Annotated in this window: 12 protein-coding genes; 5 read left to right on the plus strand and 7 right to left on the minus strand. The window is 73.3% G+C overall.

Going from position 1 to position 15,240, the window contains the following annotated elements; all coding sequences use genetic code 11:
- Positions 1–125: 125 nt before the first annotated feature.
- Positions 126–779: a nitroreductase family protein gene (locus tag ACFVUY_RS36320; protein ID WP_387695390.1), complete on the minus strand. Its 654-nt coding sequence runs from the start codon at positions 777–779 to the stop codon at positions 126–128.
- 213 nt (positions 780–992) lie between these two features.
- On the opposite strand from ACFVUY_RS36320, the gene ACFVUY_RS36325 reads away from it, so the two are divergent.
- A complete protein-coding gene (locus ACFVUY_RS36325; protein WP_359908126.1) occupies positions 993–2,228 on the plus strand; it encodes a serine hydrolase domain-containing protein in 1,236 nt (411 codons plus the stop codon).
- Between the two features lie 26 nt (positions 2,229–2,254).
- Here ACFVUY_RS36325 and ACFVUY_RS36330 read toward each other — a convergent pair whose 3' ends face one another.
- A complete protein-coding gene (locus ACFVUY_RS36330; protein WP_387695388.1) occupies positions 2,255–2,761 on the minus strand; it encodes a MarR family winged helix-turn-helix transcriptional regulator in 507 nt (168 codons plus the stop codon).
- A gap of 85 nt (positions 2,762–2,846) precedes the next feature.
- Here ACFVUY_RS36330 and ACFVUY_RS36335 point away from each other — a divergent pair, with 85 nt between their 5' ends.
- Positions 2,847–3,659 (plus strand): cyclase family protein, encoded by an 813-nt coding sequence (locus ACFVUY_RS36335; protein WP_387695387.1) that lies wholly within the window; start codon positions 2,847–2,849, stop codon positions 3,657–3,659.
- A 64-nt stretch (positions 3,660–3,723) separates the two neighbouring features.
- Positions 3,724–4,563, plus strand: a complete 840-nt coding sequence (locus ACFVUY_RS36340; RefSeq protein ID WP_387736444.1) for a class I SAM-dependent methyltransferase — start codon at positions 3,724–3,726, stop codon at positions 4,561–4,563.
- Between the two features lie 210 nt (positions 4,564–4,773).
- On the opposite strand, the gene asnB is transcribed toward ACFVUY_RS36340, so the two are convergent.
- The 5 genes from asnB to ACFVUY_RS36365 all read right to left on the minus strand — a co-directional run bounded on the left by asnB (position 4,774) and on the right by ACFVUY_RS36365 (position 12,439).
- Positions 4,774–6,591 (minus strand): asparagine synthase (glutamine-hydrolyzing), encoded by a 1,818-nt coding sequence (gene asnB, locus ACFVUY_RS36345; protein WP_387736445.1) that lies wholly within the window; start codon positions 6,589–6,591, stop codon positions 4,774–4,776.
- On the minus strand, positions 6,588–8,039 hold the full coding sequence (locus ACFVUY_RS36350; RefSeq protein ID WP_387695384.1) for a phenylacetate--CoA ligase family protein: 1,452 nt from the start codon (positions 8,037–8,039) through the stop codon (positions 6,588–6,590). The genes asnB and ACFVUY_RS36350 overlap by 4 nt, the downstream gene beginning before the upstream one ends.
- Positions 8,040–8,136: 97 nt before the next feature.
- Positions 8,137–9,756 carry an aromatic amino acid lyase gene (locus ACFVUY_RS36355; RefSeq protein WP_387695383.1) on the minus strand — a complete coding sequence of 540 codons (1,620 nt, stop codon included), beginning with the start codon at positions 9,754–9,756 and terminating at the stop codon, positions 8,137–8,139.
- A gap of 203 nt (positions 9,757–9,959) precedes the next feature.
- Complete coding sequence (locus ACFVUY_RS36360) at positions 9,960–11,162, minus strand: cytochrome P450 (RefSeq protein WP_359908108.1); 1,203 nt, start codon at positions 11,160–11,162, stop codon at positions 9,960–9,962.
- Positions 11,163–11,239: 77 nt separating this feature from the next.
- The gene (locus tag ACFVUY_RS36365; protein ID WP_387695382.1) at positions 11,240–12,439 is read right to left on the minus strand and encodes an acyltransferase family protein; all 1,200 of its coding nucleotides are present in this window, start codon (positions 12,437–12,439) and stop codon (positions 11,240–11,242) included.
- A 206-nt stretch (positions 12,440–12,645) separates the two neighbouring features.
- Between ACFVUY_RS36365 and ACFVUY_RS36370 the strand changes: the two genes are divergently transcribed.
- Together ACFVUY_RS36370 and ACFVUY_RS36375 are read left to right on the plus strand one after the other, a co-directional pair.
- Positions 12,646–14,118, plus strand: coding sequence for an MFS transporter (locus ACFVUY_RS36370; RefSeq protein WP_387695381.1), 1,473 nt, complete (start codon positions 12,646–12,648; stop codon positions 14,116–14,118).
- Entirely contained in the window at positions 14,115–15,155 is a 1,041-nt protein-coding gene (locus tag ACFVUY_RS36375; RefSeq protein WP_387736446.1) for an SGNH/GDSL hydrolase family protein, read from the plus strand. Before ACFVUY_RS36370 ends, ACFVUY_RS36375 begins: the two co-directional genes overlap by 4 nt.
- Positions 15,156–15,240 lie beyond the last annotated feature (85 nt).

Below are 15,240 nucleotides of genomic sequence, written 5' to 3' on the forward strand. Positions count from 1 at the left end.
GCAGTCGGAAGTCGCTGCGGCAGCAAGGCCGTTGACTCGACATTCCCGGAACATGGAAGCCATCCTAAAGATCGGCCTGATCGATGGTCAAGAACTTCCCGGTGGGCGCGGTGCCACCAGGGGGACTACCAGGCGTCCCAGTGGGCGATCTGCTCGGTGCCGACCCGGGGGCCGGGGCGGAAGTCGGTGCCGATGGTGTGGGCCAGCGGGATCAGCGCGGCCTGCAGGACGGTCTCGTAGGGGATGCCGAGGATCTCGGCGGCCTCGCGCTCGTAGTGCAGGTGCGGGGTGGTCCAGGCGGTGCCGAGGCCGCGGGAGCGGGCGGCGAGCATGAACTGCCAGGTGGCCGGGATGATCGAGCCCCAGGTGTTGGCCTGGCCGACGAAGGAGTCGACCTCGTGCCGGCCTTCGATCCGGACGCAGGGGATCACCAGGACCGGGACCTCGTGCAGGTGGTCGAAGAGGTGCTGGGCGCTCTCGGCGAGCCGGAGCCGGCGCAGCTGGTCGCCGACGGTGCGGTCCACGCCGGTGCCGACCACCTGCTGGCGGGGGCGGACCAGGCCGAGCCGGTAGAGGTCGGCGATCGCGGAGCGCTTGGCGGGATCGGTGACGATCATGAAGTCCCAGCGCTGGCGGTTGCGGCCGGTGGGGGCCTGGGTGGCCAGGGCCAGGCACTCCTCGATCAGCTCGCGTTCGACCGGGCGGGTGAGGTCGAGCCGCTTGCGCACCGCCCGGGTGGTGGTGAGGAGTTCGTCGATGGAAAGCGTGAGGGGCGGCATGGGCGGGGCTCCAGCTCCGGTCGGGTCGGAAGGGGGTGCGGATCCTTCCGGATCCTATTAATGGTTCGAAGCTTGCGCAACATTCGAAGTCCAGTGGGTGGACCGGACGGGATCTCAAGTTCCGCTCTTGTGTGCCGAGTTGATTCTTTCTATGCTTCCACTATCTTCGAACATTCGAAACATGACGAGAGTGCTCGACCGCGAGAGGACGCCATGTCGCAGATCAAAGTCGAAGTCGAACCGGCCGAGGTCGGGCTGGACCCCGAGCGGCTGCGCCGGATCGACTCCTACCTCCGGGCCTACGTGGACGACGGCCGGCTGCCCGGCTGGCAGCTCGCCGTGACCCGCGGCGGGAAGGTCGCCCACCTCGCCGGATACGGGCACCGCGACGTCGAGAAGGGCCTGCCGCAGACCCCGGACACCATCTACCGGTCCTGGTCGATGACCAAGCCGGTCACCTCGGTGGCCGCGCTGGTGCTGCTGGAGGAGGGCGCGATCGGTCTCCAGGACCCGGTCTCCCGCTACCTGCCGGAGTTCGCCGACGTCCGGGTCTACCAGCGCGGGCCGGCCTCCCGGCCGGTCACCGTTCCCGCCGCCGAGCCGATCCGGATCGTGCACCTGCTCACCCATACCTCCGGCCTGACCTACGGCTTCCACCGGGCGCACCCGGTGGACGAGATCTACACCGCCAACGGCTTCGAGTGGACCACTGCGCCCGGCCTCGACCTCGCCCAGTGCGTCACCAAGTGGGCCTCCTTCCCGCTGCTCTTCGAGCCCGGCACCGCCTGGAACTACGGCGCCTCCAGCGACGTGCTCGGGCGGGTGATCGAGGTCGCCTCCGGCAGGCGGCTGGACGAGTTCCTGGCCGAGCGGGTGCTCGGCCCGCTCGGCATGGCGGACACCGGCTTCCACGTCCCCGCCGACAAGGCCGACCGGCTGGCCGGCTTCTACGTCGTCGACCCGGCGAGCGGGAAGGCCGTCCGCAACGACGCCTTCGGCGGTGACGTGCTGCGCGAGCCGCACTGCCTCTCCGGCAGCTCCGGACTGGTCACCACGCTCGCCGACTACCACCGGTTCAGCCAGATGCTGCTCGGCGAGGGCGAGTACCAGGGCGTACGGGTGCTCGGCCGGCACACCCTGCGGCACGCGCTGCGCAACCACCTGCCCGGCGGCGGGGACCTGAAGAGCGTCGGGCGGCCGGTGTTCTCCGAGATGCCCACCGCCGGGGTCGGCTTCGGGCTCGGCTTCGCGGTGGTGCAGGACCCGGCCGCCGCCGGGGTGCCGGCCAGTGCCGGGGAGTACGGCTGGCACAGCGCCGCGTCCACCATCTTCTGGGTGGACCCGGCGGAGCGGCTGACGGTGCTGTTCCTGACCCAGCTGATGCCCTCCAGTGCGCACCAACTGCACGGACGCCTGCGGCAGTTGGTCAACCAGGCGCTGGTCGGATAACGGGTCCGCCCGCCCCGCTCCGGGGCTCACCCGCCCGGCTGGACGTCGAGGAGCTTGCGGGTCAGCCGGATCAGCGTGTCCCGCTCCTCCGCGGTGAGTGCGGCGAACACCCGGTCCATCATCGGGGCGATTCCCGCCTCCGCCTCGGCCAGGGCCCGCGAACCGACCTCGGTCATGGTGACGGCGTAGGCGCGGCGGTCGCGCGGGTGACGCTCGCGGACGACCAGTCCGGAGCTCTCCAGGCCGTCGATGCAGCCGACCATCACGCTGCGGTCGATCCGCAGCTGCTCGCTCAACTCCTGCTGGGAGCAGGCCCCGACCGCGTCCAGCATCTTCAGCACCAGGTGCTGGGCCACCGTCAGCCGGGCGCCGGTCAGCTCCTCGTCGATGGCCCGGGCGACCACGGTGGTGGCCCGGCAGAGCGCGATGTCCGGGCGCTCCCGGGTGAGCGTCGCGAAGTACTGCCGACGCTCGCCCCCGTCGTCCGTCCGGCTGGGCGAGGCGAGGCGGGGCGTCCGCGGGGCGGTGGCCATCGGAACTCCTTCTGCGGGCGGGGCCATCAGCATAACGCGTTCAGGAGATTGTTTTTCCGTAGACGTTCTCAGGAAGGGGAATCCCATGTGCTCACCGGAAACAGTGGCCGGCGCCACCGGCCACACCGCCACCGGGCCCGTCGCCGCCGGGCCCGCCGAGGTCTCGGCACCGCTCCGGGCCAGAGCCCCGATCAGCCTGCCGCGCGGGGCCGTCCGGGACCTCACCCACGTGGTCGGCCCGGACTGGCCGGTGTTCGAGCTGTACGTCAAGCCGATGGAGATCAAGCGGCTCGCCAACCTCGCCGAGCACGAGTACAACGCCTTCGAGCTCACCTACAACGAGCACATCGGCACCCACCTCGACGCACCCTCGCACTTCGACGACGACGGCCTGGCCACCCACCAGATCCCGGCCGACACCCTGGTCGCACCGCTGGCCGTGGTCCGGATCGGCGAGCGCGCCGCCCGCGACCACGTCACCGAACTGACCGTCGACGACCTGCTGGCGTGGGAGAGCCGCAACGGCCGCATCCCCGACGGCGCGCTGCTCGCCGTCGACAACGACTGGGCGCACCGGATCGACACCCCCGGCGCCTTCCTCAACCTCGACCCCGCGGAAGGGCTCTACCGCTTCCCCGGGATCTCGGTGGAGGCCGCGCACTTCCTGGTCACCGAGCGCACGGTGGTGGGCGTCGGCACCGACTCGATCAGCCTCGACCCCGGCACCCGCCCGGCCGACCCGGACACCCACCGGGTGCTGCTGCCGGCCGGCAAGTACGCCATCGAGTGCCTCGCCGGGCTCGACACCGTGCCCGACCTCGGCGCGGTCGCCGTGGTCGGCGCGCCCAAGCACCTCGGCGGGACCGGCGGCCCGGTCCGCGTCCTCGCCTTCGTCTGACCCCCGTCCGCACGTCCGTCCGCACGTCCGTCCACACGCTCGACCGCGATCACAGGAGAAGCCCATGACCGTACAGACCGACTCGGAGTCCGTCTTCGCCGGGGCCACCGGCGAACGCTGGGAGTGGAAGGAGGAGCGCTACCGCGACGGGGTCTTCAGCCACGCCGTGGACACCGAACTGCACCGGCTGCGACTGCTGGAGTCCGTCCTGGACGAGCACACCCGCAGCCGCTTCCGGGGGCTCGGCCTGCGGGCCGGGCACCGGGTGCTGGAGGTCGGCGGAGGCGGCGGCTCGGTCGCCCGCTGGCTGGCCGAGCAGGGTGCCGAGGTCACCGTGACCGACCTCGACACCACCTTCCTGGACGAACTCGCCGCCGACGGCGTGCGGGTGCTGCGCCACGACGTCTACACCGACGACTTCCCGCCCGCCTCCTTCGACTTCATCCACGCCCGGTACGTGGTGATCCACCTGCCCGACCCGGAGAAGGCGGTGGAGCGGCTGGTCCAGTGGCTGGCCCCGGGCGGGACGCTGGTGCTGGAGGAGCCGGCCTTCTTCCCGATCAAGGACTCGCCGCACCCCGGCTACCGGACCGTGCTGCGGGCCTTCCGCCACCACCTGGAGACCGCGGTGGGCACCGACACCGAATGGGCGCGCAGCCTGCCGGTGCCGCTGGAGGGCAAGGGGCTGAGCGGCCTCGGCCACGACGCGCGCTTCCAGCTGATCGCCGGCGGGGACGACGAGGCCGAGTGGTGGCGGCTCACCCTGGAGCAGACCCGGCCGGCCGTGGTGGCCGCCGGGCTCGCCACCGAGGAGGACTTCGAGGCGGCGTACCGGGAGCTCGCCGACCCGCAGTTCCGGGACCTCTCCCTCGCGGTCTTCACCGCCTGGGGGAAGCGGGCCTGACGCACCCGCGCACGCCGACGGGCCGGTCACCCCTGCGGGGGCGGCCGGCCCGTCGGCGTTCCGCCCGGGGCGTGTCCGGGGTCGTGCCCGGGGGTTGTGTCCGGGGCGTGGCAGGGTCGCGCCCGGGGGTCGTGTCCGGGGCGAACGCGGCGCCGCCCGTACCCCGGTGGAGCGGGGGGTACGGGCGGCGCGTGCGGTGCGGTCGGAGGGTCAGAGCACCACGCGGACGCCGTACGTCCGCAGCCAGGCGTCCAGCAGCAGGGCGCGCGGCAGCCAGGGCGGCGGGGTGAAGGTGCCGGTGTGCCAGCCGCCGCCGTCCACCTGGGCGCGCAGCGCGTCGGCGTTCAGCAGCGGAAGGGCGGGCGAGTCGCGGTCGGCGAGCAGGGCGCGGACGGCCTCGCGGACCGCCTCCAGGTACTCCGGACTCTGCCCGAACGGGAAACCGCTCTTCTGCCGCCGCACCACCTCGGCGGGCAGCAGATCGGCGACCGCCTCGCGCAGCAGGCCCTTCTCCTGGCCGCCGAGCTGCTTGAGCGCCCACGGGGTGTTCCACACGTACTCGACCAGCCGGTGGTCGGTGAACGGCAGCCGGACCAGCAGGCCCGCCGCGAAGCTCATCCGGTCCTTGCGGTCCAGCAGGAAGGGCAGGAAACGGGTGAGCTGGAGGTGGAAGGCCTCGCGCAGCCGGCGGTCCGCGCCCGACTCGCCCGCCAGCCGCGGGACTTCGGCGAGCGCCTCGCCGTAGCGGGCGGCCACCTCCGCGTCCACGTCCAGGTGTCGGCGCAGCTCGGCGGAGAGCATCCCGCTGCGGTCGGTGATCCCGGCCGACCACGGGAAGTTGGCGGTCGGGCGGTCGGCCTCGGCGGTGAACCAGGGGAAGCCGCCGAAGACGTCGTCCGCGCCCTCACCGGAGAGCACCACCTCGGCGTGGCCGCGCACCTCGCGGAAGAGCAGGTGCAGCGAGACGTCGAGGTCGCCGACGCCGGGCAGGTCGCGGGCGCGCAGGGTGGCGCCCAGGTGGTCGAGCAGCGAGGGGGCGTCCAGCAGGATCTCGGTGTGCCTGGTGCCCACGTGGTCGACCACCGCCCGGACGTACGGGGCGTCCCGGCTGACGTGCAGGGCGTCCGCCTTGAAGTCGGTCTCGCTGCCCGCGAAGTCGACCGAGTAGGTGGCGATCTTGTCGCCGCCGGCCGCGGCCAGGCCGACGATGGCGCTGGAGTCCAGGCCGCCGGAGAGCAGGGCGCCGGGCTTGACCCCGGTGTCGGCGGACTGCCGGCGCACCGTGTCGGCGAGCAGGGCGCGCACCCGCCGGACGGTGGTCGCCTCGTCGTCGGTGTGCTCGGCGGCCTCCGGGGCCCAGTAGCGCCGGTGGCGCACGCCGTTCGGACCGGCGACCAGCAGCCACCCGGGACGGACCTCGTGCAGGCCGCGGTAGACGGCGTCGCCGGGGCGCTTGAGCGCGACGGTGAGGACGTCCACCAGACCGTTCGCGTCCACCTCGGCGGGCAGCCCGGCGGCCAGCAGGGCCTTCGGTTCGGAGCCGAACGCCAGTGAACCGTCGGGGAGTTCGGCCCAGTAGAGCGGCTCGACGCCGAGCCGGTCGCGGATCAGCACCAGCTCCTCGGTGCGGGCGTCCCAGATCGCCGCCGCGTAGCCGCCGACCAGCCGGTCGGCGGCGTCGGCGCCCCACTCCAGGTAGGCGCGCAGGACGAGTTCGGCGTCCGAACCGTTGCGGATGCGGTGGCCGCGGGCGGTCAGCGCGGTGTGCAGCGGGCCGGGGTTGAGCAGTTCGCCGGAGAAGGCGATGACGGCCGGGGCCGGGTCCAGCTCGGGCGGGAACCAGGGCTGGGGCACGTCGTTGCGGGGCCCGGTGTGGAACTGGCGGTGGCCGAGGCCCGCGTGCCGGGCCAGCCAGGTGCCGCCGCGGCGCGGGCCGCGGTGGGTCAGGGTGTCGGTGAACTCCTGGACGAGTCGGGCCTGTTCGCGCACATCCCCGCTGCGCGACACCAGCCCCGCGATTCCGCTCATGCCTCCACCCCCGTGGCCTGGGCGACCTGGGCCAGCGACTCGCGCACCAGTGAGGTGAGCGGCGCGGGCAGCCGGCCCCAGTTGGCCTCCTCGTTGAGGTCCAGGACCCGGGAGAGCTTCCAGCCCAGGTACTGGCCGAGCGAGGCCAGCGGGGGCAGCTTCTCCACCGGGTGGACGGTCACCGTGTACTCCTCGAACAGCGGGGCGAGGCGCTGCTCCAGCACCTTCGACCAGGAGCCGTCCGGGGTGCCGTCGGTGGTGACCAGGCAGACGAGGGACTTCCCGCGCAGCACCAGCATGTAGTTGAACACCGAGGCGCCGGGCAGGGCCTCGGCCCACAGTGCCTCCTCCAGGTCGTCCTGGCGGATGTTGTTCTCGGCGAGCAGCAGGACGTCCTGGGCCCGGCCGAGGGTGCGCAGGACGGGCAGCCGGATGCCGCACTCGCAGGGGTCGGTCTCGATCCGGACCAGGTCGCCGGTGCGGTAGCGCAGCAGCGGGCGGGAAGGGATGTCCAGGGTGGTGACGATCAGCTCGCCCTGCACCGGGTCGGTGTCCGGGCCGAGCACGGTGGTGCGGTCGCCGTCGTCGATCTCCAGCAGGTAGCTCTGCAACTGCAGGTGCAGCCGGCGGTGTTCGCAGGTGACGGCGAGGGTGCCGGTCTCCGAGGAGCCGTACGAGCCGACGTAGGCGGTGCCGCCGGTGAGGCGTTCGAGGTGGCGCACGAAGCTGGGGCCGGTCTGTTCGGCCATCAGCAGCAGCCGGTCGAAGCGGGGCAGCGGCAGGCCGTTCCGCTGGGAGAACTGGGCCAGCTCCAGCAGCCGGGACGGCGGTCCGACGTAGACGTTGGCGTTCAGTTCGGAGATCAGTCGCAGCACCCGGGTGTAGTCGCCGGTGATGTTGTCCACCCAGGGGCGGAAGGACATCACCCCGAGGTACTCCAGCACCTTCTCGAACTGGTAGGCGGCGGGCGCGAAGGGGGCGTTGATGAGGATCAGGGCGACGTCGGCGGGCCGCAGCAGCCGGCCCCACATCTCGCCGATGTTGAGGGTGTTGACCAGCAGGTCGTCCACCGCCTTGGGGGCGGGGGCCGGGTCGCCGGTGGTGCCGGAGGACTCGTAGTAGTGCAGGAACTCCGACAGCGGGCGGGTGAACGCGCCGGCGCCGTGGCCGCCGAGTTCCTTCTTGCCGAGGAAGGGCAGCGCGGCGAAGGCGTCCAGGGCCTCGGCCGGGGTCAGCGGGGTGTCCGAGCGCAGCCGCTCGGCGAGCTCCCCGGCGAGGGTGCCGGCGTACATCGGGGAGCGCACGGCGGCGGCCAGCGTGGTGGCCAGCTCGGCGCCGTAGCGTTCGGCCGGGTCCTGGCCCTGCCAGGTGCGGTGGATCAGGGCGGTGTGGGAGTCCAGGCGCTCGGCGGCGTCCTGGCGTTGGGCGGGGTCGCGCAGTAGCAGCATCTTCGATAGCTCCTCGAGCTGTGGGAGTCACGGTCGGGGACGTGCCGGTGCGGGGGAACGGCGAACGGCGGGGGTTCGGGCGGCGAAGGGCGGGGGTTCAGGCGGCGAAGGGCTCCGGGAGCCCGGCGGCGCGGCGCAGCGAACCGTCCCGGACCAGGCCCGCCACGGCGGCGATGTCGCCGTCCATCCGCCGGTCGCGGTCGGTGAACGGGGCCTGCTCGCGGATCAGTCCGTGCACCTTCTGGAGGGTGGGCGAGGCCTTGCGCAGGCCGCGCAGCTCGACCGCCTGGGCGACGGCGAGCAGGTGGATCGCGGTGACCTCGCGGGCGAGCTCGACGACCGTACGGGCGTCGCGGGCGGCGATCGTGCCCATGCTCACCTTGTCCTGGTTGTGCGCCTCGGTGGAGCGGGAGAACAGCGAGGCGGGTGCGGCGGTCTTGAGCGCCTCGGCGGTGATCGCGGAGGCGGCGATCTGCATGCCCTTGAAGCCGTGGTGGAGCCCGGCGTGGGCGTCGGTGTCGGCGGCGGGGGCGATCAGGTTGGGCGGCAGGCCGCGGCTGAACTTGGGGTCGACCAGCAGGGCGAGCTGGCGGTCGAGCAGGTCGGCGGTGTTGGCGACGGCGGTCTTGAGGCCGTCCATGGCCTGGCCGACGTGGCCGGCGTAGAAGTTGCCGCCGTGGTGCAGCAGGCCCTCCTCGGTGTCGAACAGCGGGTTGTCGGTGGAGGAGTTGACCTCGGTCTCCAGCCAGGGCCGCACCCAGTCCAGGGTGTCCCGCAGCACGCCGGTGACGTGCGGGGCGCAGCGCAGCGAGTACGGGTCCTGGATGCGGTGCTCGTGGGTGAGGAATCCGCGGTCGCCCAGGCGTTCCTGGCGGTCGAGGATGCCCCGGTAGTCGGTGGCGAGTTCGGAGCCGTCGAGCAGGGCGCGGATCGCGGCGGCGGAGGCGAGCTGGCCGGGGTGCGGCTTCTGGCGGTGCAGGAACGGGTGGAAGTGCGAGGCGTTGCCGTGCAGCGCCTCCACGGCGAGGGCGGTGGCGATGTCGGCGGCGGCGGCGAGTTCGGCTGCGTCGTGGGCGGCGAGGACGGCGAAGGCGGAGGTGAAGGAGGTGCCGTTGATCAGCGCCAGGCCCTCCTTGGCGGCGAGCACCACCGGTTCGATGCCCTCCTCGGCGAGCGCCTCGGCGGCCGGGCGGATCCGGCCGCGGTGCAGCACCTCGCCCTCGCCGAGCAGGGCGTGCGCCAGGTAGCAGAGCGGGACCAGGTCGCCGCTGGCGCCGAGCGAGCCCCGTTCGGGGATGAGCGGCAGGATGTCGGCGGCCAGGTGGCGCAGCAGGGTGTCGACCACGACGGGCCGGATCGCGGAGGGGCCGCGCCCCAGGCAGTTGGCGCGGATCAGCTGGACGGCGCGGGCGACCTCGGGCGCGGCGGTCGGGCCGGTGCCGTTGAGGTGGTAGGTGATCAGGTTCCGCTGGAGCACGGCGGCGCGGTCGGCGGAGATCTGCCGCCCGACGGAGTCGCCGAAGCCGGTGGTGATGCCGTACAGCGGGATGCCGCGCGCCAGCCAGTCCTCCTTGAGGGCGACGGAGGCGGCCATCCTCCCGGTGGCGGCGGGGGCGAGGACCGGTCCGGCGGTGCCGGGGCGGGCCCGGGCGACGGAGACGATGTCGGCGAGGGTCAGGTCGTGGCCGGTCAGGGCCAGGGGAGGCGTGGTGGGCATGGGTCCTCGTTCCTGGGCGGAGCGGGCGGTCCGGTCGGAGGGGGCGGGGTACCGGCTGGCCCCAAGTCTCGGGATCGGACAGGTGTTCCGTCTTCGGGCGTCGGTACGGACCGGATCCCGTCCCAACGGCCGGGCGGCGGGCGGCGACCCGGCCCAACGGACGGGCCGTCGGACCGGGTCGCCGGGGCGTCCGCAGAGCCCCGTCACCACTCGACGGGCAGCGCCTTCGGACGCAGTGTCAGCAGGCCGCCGAGCCACTCGACCTCCTCGGCGGGCACCGCGAGCCGCAGCGAGGGCAGCCGGCGGGCCAGGGTGCCGAAGGCGACCTGGAGCTCCATCCGGGCGACGCCCGCGCCGGGGCAGTAGTGGGCGCCGTGGCCGAAGGCGACGTGCTTGGGGTCGGCGCGGGTGAGGTCGAGCCGCTCGGGGTCGTCCACCCGGCGGATGTCGCGGCCGGCCGCGTGCATCACCGGGATGACGCCCTCGCCCTTGGCGACCGGGGTGCCGGCCAGCTCCAGGTCCTCGGTGGCGACCCGCATGAAGCCGATCTCGGACGGCGGGGCGTAGCGCAGCAGTTCCTCGGTCGCGTTGTCCAGCAGGTCGGGGCGTTCGGTGAGCAGCCGCCACTGGTCGGGGTGGCGCAGCAGCTGGTACAGCGCCCGGGAGACCGCGCTGACGGTGGTGTCGTGGCCGGCGACCAGCAGGTTGATGCCGAGCCAGACCAGTTCGCGCTCGTCGAGGCGGTCCTCGTCGTCGCGGGCCGAGATGAGGGTGGAGAGCAGGTCCTCGCCCGGGTTCGCGCGACGTTCGGCGACCAGCCCGGCGACGTACGCGGCGGACTCCTGGCGGGCGGCGAGCCGCTCCTCGGGGGTGTGGGCGGTGATGGAGACCAGCCGGTCGGTCCACTGCTGGAGCAGCGGGCGGTCCTCGACCGGGGCGCCGACCATCTCGCAGATCACCCAGACCGGCAGCACGGCGGCGAAGTCGTGGTGCAGGTCGGCCGGCCGGGGACCTTCGACCAGGCGGTCGATGAGCTCGTCGGCGATCTCGACCACCCGGGAGCGCCAGCGCTCGGCCTTGCGCGGGGTGAAGGCGGGGGAGATCAGCCGGCGCAGCCGGGCGTGGTCGGGGCCCTCCTGGTTGAGCAGGTTGTACGGGTTGTCGGAGAAGTCCTCGCCGGAGACGGTGCGCACGGCGCCCGGCTCGCGCAGCGCGGCCCGGGACAGCCGCTGGTCGGAGAGCGCGGAGACGACCTCGTCGTAGCCGGTGACCAGCCAGGCCTGGTCGCCGCTGGGCAGCCGGACCCGGCTGACCGGGCACTTGGCGCGCAGTTCGGCGAACTCGGCGGGCGGCTCGCCGTAGGGGGAGAGCGGAAGGGGGTAGGCGGTGAGGTCCTGGTCGGTCATCGGTCTGCCTCTCGGTGGGATCGCTGGGGTCGTGGTCGGGCGGTCGTGGTTCCGGTCGGGGTGTTACGGGTGCGGGATCAGGTGGTCGGGGCTTCGGTCAGGCGGCCGGTGTCCGGGTCGGGGGCGGGCGCCGGGCCGGCCGGGGGACCGGCCGGGGGGCTCGGGGGCGTGGCGTCGGTGGGGCGCCGGCGGGGTGCGGCGAGCAGCCGTACGGCCGGGAGCTCGACGTACCGGTGCAGGAGCCCGGCGAGCAGCCAGGCGGCGGCGAACGCGCCGAGCAGCAGCGCGGCGGCGACCGGGGTGGTGAAGGTCCGTCCGGCGCCGAGGGCGCGGTGGCCGTGGTCCAGGATCAGCCGGTGCACCAGGTAGAAGGCGAAGGTCCAGCTGCCGAGGGTGACCAGCGGCCGGGAGGTGAGGAAGGTGCGCCGGCCGGCCACGTCGCGGGCGGCGAGCGCGGGCAGCAGCAGGGCGATCGGGACGATCGCGGGGGTGGTCAGTCCCCACAGGAACGGCAGCTGCTTGGCCAGGAGTTGGGCCGGGATCAGGAGCAGGGCGGCGGGCAGGGCGCCGATCGGCAGCCGGCGGCCGGTGAGGACGATCCGGGCGAGCAGGATGCCCAGCACGAACTCCAGCAGCCGCACCGGCGGGAACACGTAGACGAACCAGAACTGCCACACCGAGCCGGAGCCGAAGGGCAGCGGCGGACGGTCCGGCAGCAGGGCGGAGGCGGCCGGGACGAGCAGGACCGCGGCGATCACCCCGGCGGTCCAGGCCCAGAGCCGCTCGGGGCGGATCTTCCGGATCCAGTGCACCAGCAGCGGGAAGGCGGCGTAGAAGAAGATCTCGCAGGAGATCGACCAGCTGACGTCGTTGAGGCTGGAGAAGACCTCGCGGTCCGGGTTCCAGGTGTGCACCAGGAACAGGTTGGGAACGGCCTGGCGGGCGGTCGCGGCGTGGCCGGCCACGGCGAGCAGCACCAGCGCGGCGGCCCAGGTGAGCACGTGCAGCGGGTAGATCTTGGCGGCCCGGCGGCGCCAGAAGCCGCGGGCACTGTGGTCGGGGCGCGAGCCCCAGGTGATCACGAAGCCGCTGAGGACGAAGAAGCAGCTGATCGCGGTCCAGGCGCCGTTGGCGACGAGCCAGGCGTAGGCGTCGGCGACCCCCGCGTCGCCGAACGGTTTCTCCATGTCCGCATGGAAGGCGAAGACCGGGACCACGATCAGGAATCTGACGCCGGTGAGCGAGGGCAGGCGGGGACGTCTGACGGATTCGGGCATGGGTGGGCAACTCCCCCGTGGGTAGGGCCGATATTTCTAAGGTTCGGCAATTATCAAACAATAGGAAGTCAACTCGCGGAGATGCAAGGGGTGTTGGAGGTCGCGTGGCGCAGAGATTGTTTGACGCTAGATGATTTGACTGCTACGTTCAGCCCACTTGATTGAGATGCAGACGATTGTCTGCCAGATGGATTGGGAGAGGGCCGATGCCGGACACGGCGCCCCGCACCCTCGGCGCGCACAAGGGGTTGGCACTCCTGGTGCTCTGCGCCCAGCTCTTCCTCGACTCGATGGACGTCTCCCTGATGGGTGTCGCCCTGCCGGAGATCAAGCAGGACCTCGGCCTCGGGCCGGAGACGCTGCAGTGGATCATCTCCGGCTACGCCGTCGCCTACGGCGGCTTCCTGCTGCTCGGCGGCCGAGCCGCCGACCTCTTCGGCCGGCGCCGGCTGTTCTTCTGGGCCACCGCCGTGTTCGCCCTGGTCAGCCTCGCCGGCGGGCTCGTCTCCGACGGCACCCTGCTGGTCGTCAGCCGCGTCATCAAGGGCGTCGCCGCCGCCTTCATCGCCCCCGCGGCGATGTCGATCATCACCACCACGTTCAAGGAGGGCCCCGAGCGCACCCGCGCGATGGGCATCTTCTCCCTCACCGGCGCCAGCGGCTACGCGGCCGGCCTGGTGTTCTCCGGCGTCCTGACCGAAGTGCACTGGCGGCTCATTTTCTTCGTCCCCTTCGTCGTCGCCTCGCTCGTCCTCGCCGTCACCAACTACGCCGTCGCCCCCGACCAGGCGCGCACCGGCGAACGGCCCGGCTTCGACGCGGCCGGCGCGCTCACCGCCACCGCAGGCGTCCTGCTGCTCGTCCTCGGACTCGTCCGCGCCCCCGAAGCCGGCTGGGGCTCCGCCGCCACCCTCGGCTCGCTGATCGCCGCCGTCGTCCTGCTGGTCGTCTTCGTGGTCATCCAGCAGCGCCGCACCGACCCGCTGCTGCCGCTGCGGATCTTCCGCTCGCGCACCCTGTCCACCGCCAACACCATCGGCCTGGTCTGGGCCTGCGCCACCATCGGCTGGCAGTTCATCGCCCTGCTCTACCTCCAGCAGGTGCTCGGCTACAGCGCCCTCCAGGCGGGCCTGGCGATCGTCCCGATGGCCGCCGCGATCCTGCTCGCCGTCAACCTCGCGCCCAAACTGATCAACCGCTCCGGGCTGCGCCCGGCGGCCGTCCTCGGCCTGCTCCTCCAGGGCGGCGGCATCCTGCTGTTCCTGCGCACCGGCACCGACAGCAACTACCTGAGCGTCCTGCTGCCCGCGCTGATCGTGCACGGGCTCGGCAACGGCACCAGCTTCCTCGCCTTCAACATCGCCGCGGTCGGCGGCGTGAAGAACGAGGACCAGGGGCTGGCCACCGCGCTGGTCACCGCCGCCCTCCAACTCGGCGGCGGCATCGGCGTCGCCGTCGGCGCGGCGGTGCTCACCGGCGTCGGAGGCGCCTCGCCCTCGCTCTCCGCGTACCACTGGGCCTTCCTGGTCGCCGCGCTCTTCTCGGCCGTCGGGCTGGTCGCCGCCGCCCTCGGGCTGGGCGCGCCGAAGGGCGGGGACGCCGCGCAGACGCCGCCCGCCGAGGCCGCGCCCGCCGAGGCGCAGGCCCTGGCCGCCGACCTCCAGGAGGGCCGGGCGTGACCGCCACCCGGCCCGCCACCGCCGCCACCGCCGTCGAACACCTCACCCCGGACGACCCCCGGCTCTCCTGGGACGGCATCAGCGGCCTGGCCCGGCACGAGGACCGCTGGATCCCGCTGCGCCTGCCGCTGGACCGGGTGGCGACCACCCTCTCCGCCGACTTCGCCCGCCTCGCCCGACTCCCGGCCGGTGCCCGCTTCGGCCTGCGCACCGACGCCGTCGAACTGGTCCTGGAACTGGACGCCGAACCCGGCAGCGCGCCGCTGGACGTGGTGGTGGACGGCGTCGTCGCCCACCGGTGGCACCCGGTGCCCGGCCGCCACCGGCTCACCCTGCCGCTGCCCGCCGGCGCGAACGGCCCGGCCGAGGTGGAGATCTGGCTGCCGCACCTCAGCCGCACCTGGATCGGCCGGCTCTCGCTGCACGGCCACCGGGTGCTGGAGCCGTTCGAACGTACCGGCCCGCGCTGGATCGCGTACGGCAGCTCGCTCACCCACGCGATGTTCCCGCACGGCCCGTCCGAGAGCTGGGTCTCCCTGGTGGCCGTCCGGCACGGCTGGCGGCTGCGCAACCTCGGCTTCGCCGGGGAGGCGTACCTGGACCCGCTGGTCGCCCGCGTCCTGCGGGACACCCCGGCCGAGCTGATCACCCTGGAGATCGGCACCAACGCCTACATCCGCAGCGTGTTCACCGCGCGCAGCTGGGGCTCGGCGGTGTGCGGCTTCGTCGAGACCGTCCGCGACGGCCACCCCGACACCCCGATCGCGGTGATCGCCGCGCTGCCCTCGGTGGAGCGGGAAAAGGCGGTCAACGCCGCCGGGCTCACCCTGGAGGGCATCCGGGAGCTGACCGGCGAGGCGGTCCGGGTGCTCCAGCGGCTCGGCGACCGGCGGCTGCACCTGGTCGACGGCCGCGAGGTGCTGCCCGTCGCCGAGGCCGACCGGGTCTACGCGGACGGGCTGCACCCGACCCCGGACGGCGAGCACGACCTCGCCGACCGGGCCGCGCCGATCCTCCGGCGGCTCCTGCCGGGCTGACGGCCGGCTCCTGCCCGCCCGGCGCCCGGATCCTGCCGGGCCGACGGCCGCACCCTGCCGGGTCGGCGCCCGGCTCCGAACGACG

Source organism: Kitasatospora sp. NPDC058063 (assembly GCF_042885395.1).
GTDB classification, from domain to species: Bacteria; Actinomycetota; Actinomycetes; order Streptomycetales; family Streptomycetaceae; genus Kitasatospora; species Kitasatospora lactacystinica.

Coding starts and splice junctions, on each gene's coding strand:
- ACFVUY_RS36320 (WP_387695390.1), bottom strand. CDS start 779: ATGCCGCCCCTCACGCTTTCCATCGACGAACTCCTCACCACCACCCGG.
- ACFVUY_RS36365 (WP_387695382.1), bottom strand. CDS start 12,439: ATGCCCGAATCCGTCAGACGTCCCCGCCTGCCCTCGCTCACCGGCGTC.
- ACFVUY_RS36350 (WP_387695384.1), bottom strand. CDS start 8,039: ATGCTGCTACTGCGCGACCCCGCCCAACGCCAGGACGCCGCCGAGCGC.
- ACFVUY_RS36330 (WP_387695388.1), bottom strand. CDS start 2,761: ATGGCCACCGCCCCGCGGACGCCCCGCCTCGCCTCGCCCAGCCGGACG.
- ACFVUY_RS36340 (WP_387736444.1), top strand. CDS start 3,724: ATGACCGTACAGACCGACTCGGAGTCCGTCTTCGCCGGGGCCACCGGC.
- ACFVUY_RS36325 (WP_359908126.1), top strand. CDS start 993: ATGTCGCAGATCAAAGTCGAAGTCGAACCGGCCGAGGTCGGGCTGGAC.
- ACFVUY_RS36370 (WP_387695381.1), top strand. CDS start 12,646: ATGCCGGACACGGCGCCCCGCACCCTCGGCGCGCACAAGGGGTTGGCA.
- asnB (WP_387736445.1), bottom strand. CDS start 6,591: ATGAGCGGAATCGCGGGGCTGGTGTCGCGCAGCGGGGATGTGCGCGAA.
- ACFVUY_RS36360 (WP_359908108.1), bottom strand. CDS start 11,162: ATGACCGACCAGGACCTCACCGCCTACCCCCTTCCGCTCTCCCCCTAC.
- ACFVUY_RS36355 (WP_387695383.1), bottom strand. CDS start 9,756: ATGCCCACCACGCCTCCCCTGGCCCTGACCGGCCACGACCTGACCCTC.
- ACFVUY_RS36335 (WP_387695387.1), top strand. CDS start 2,847: ATGTGCTCACCGGAAACAGTGGCCGGCGCCACCGGCCACACCGCCACC.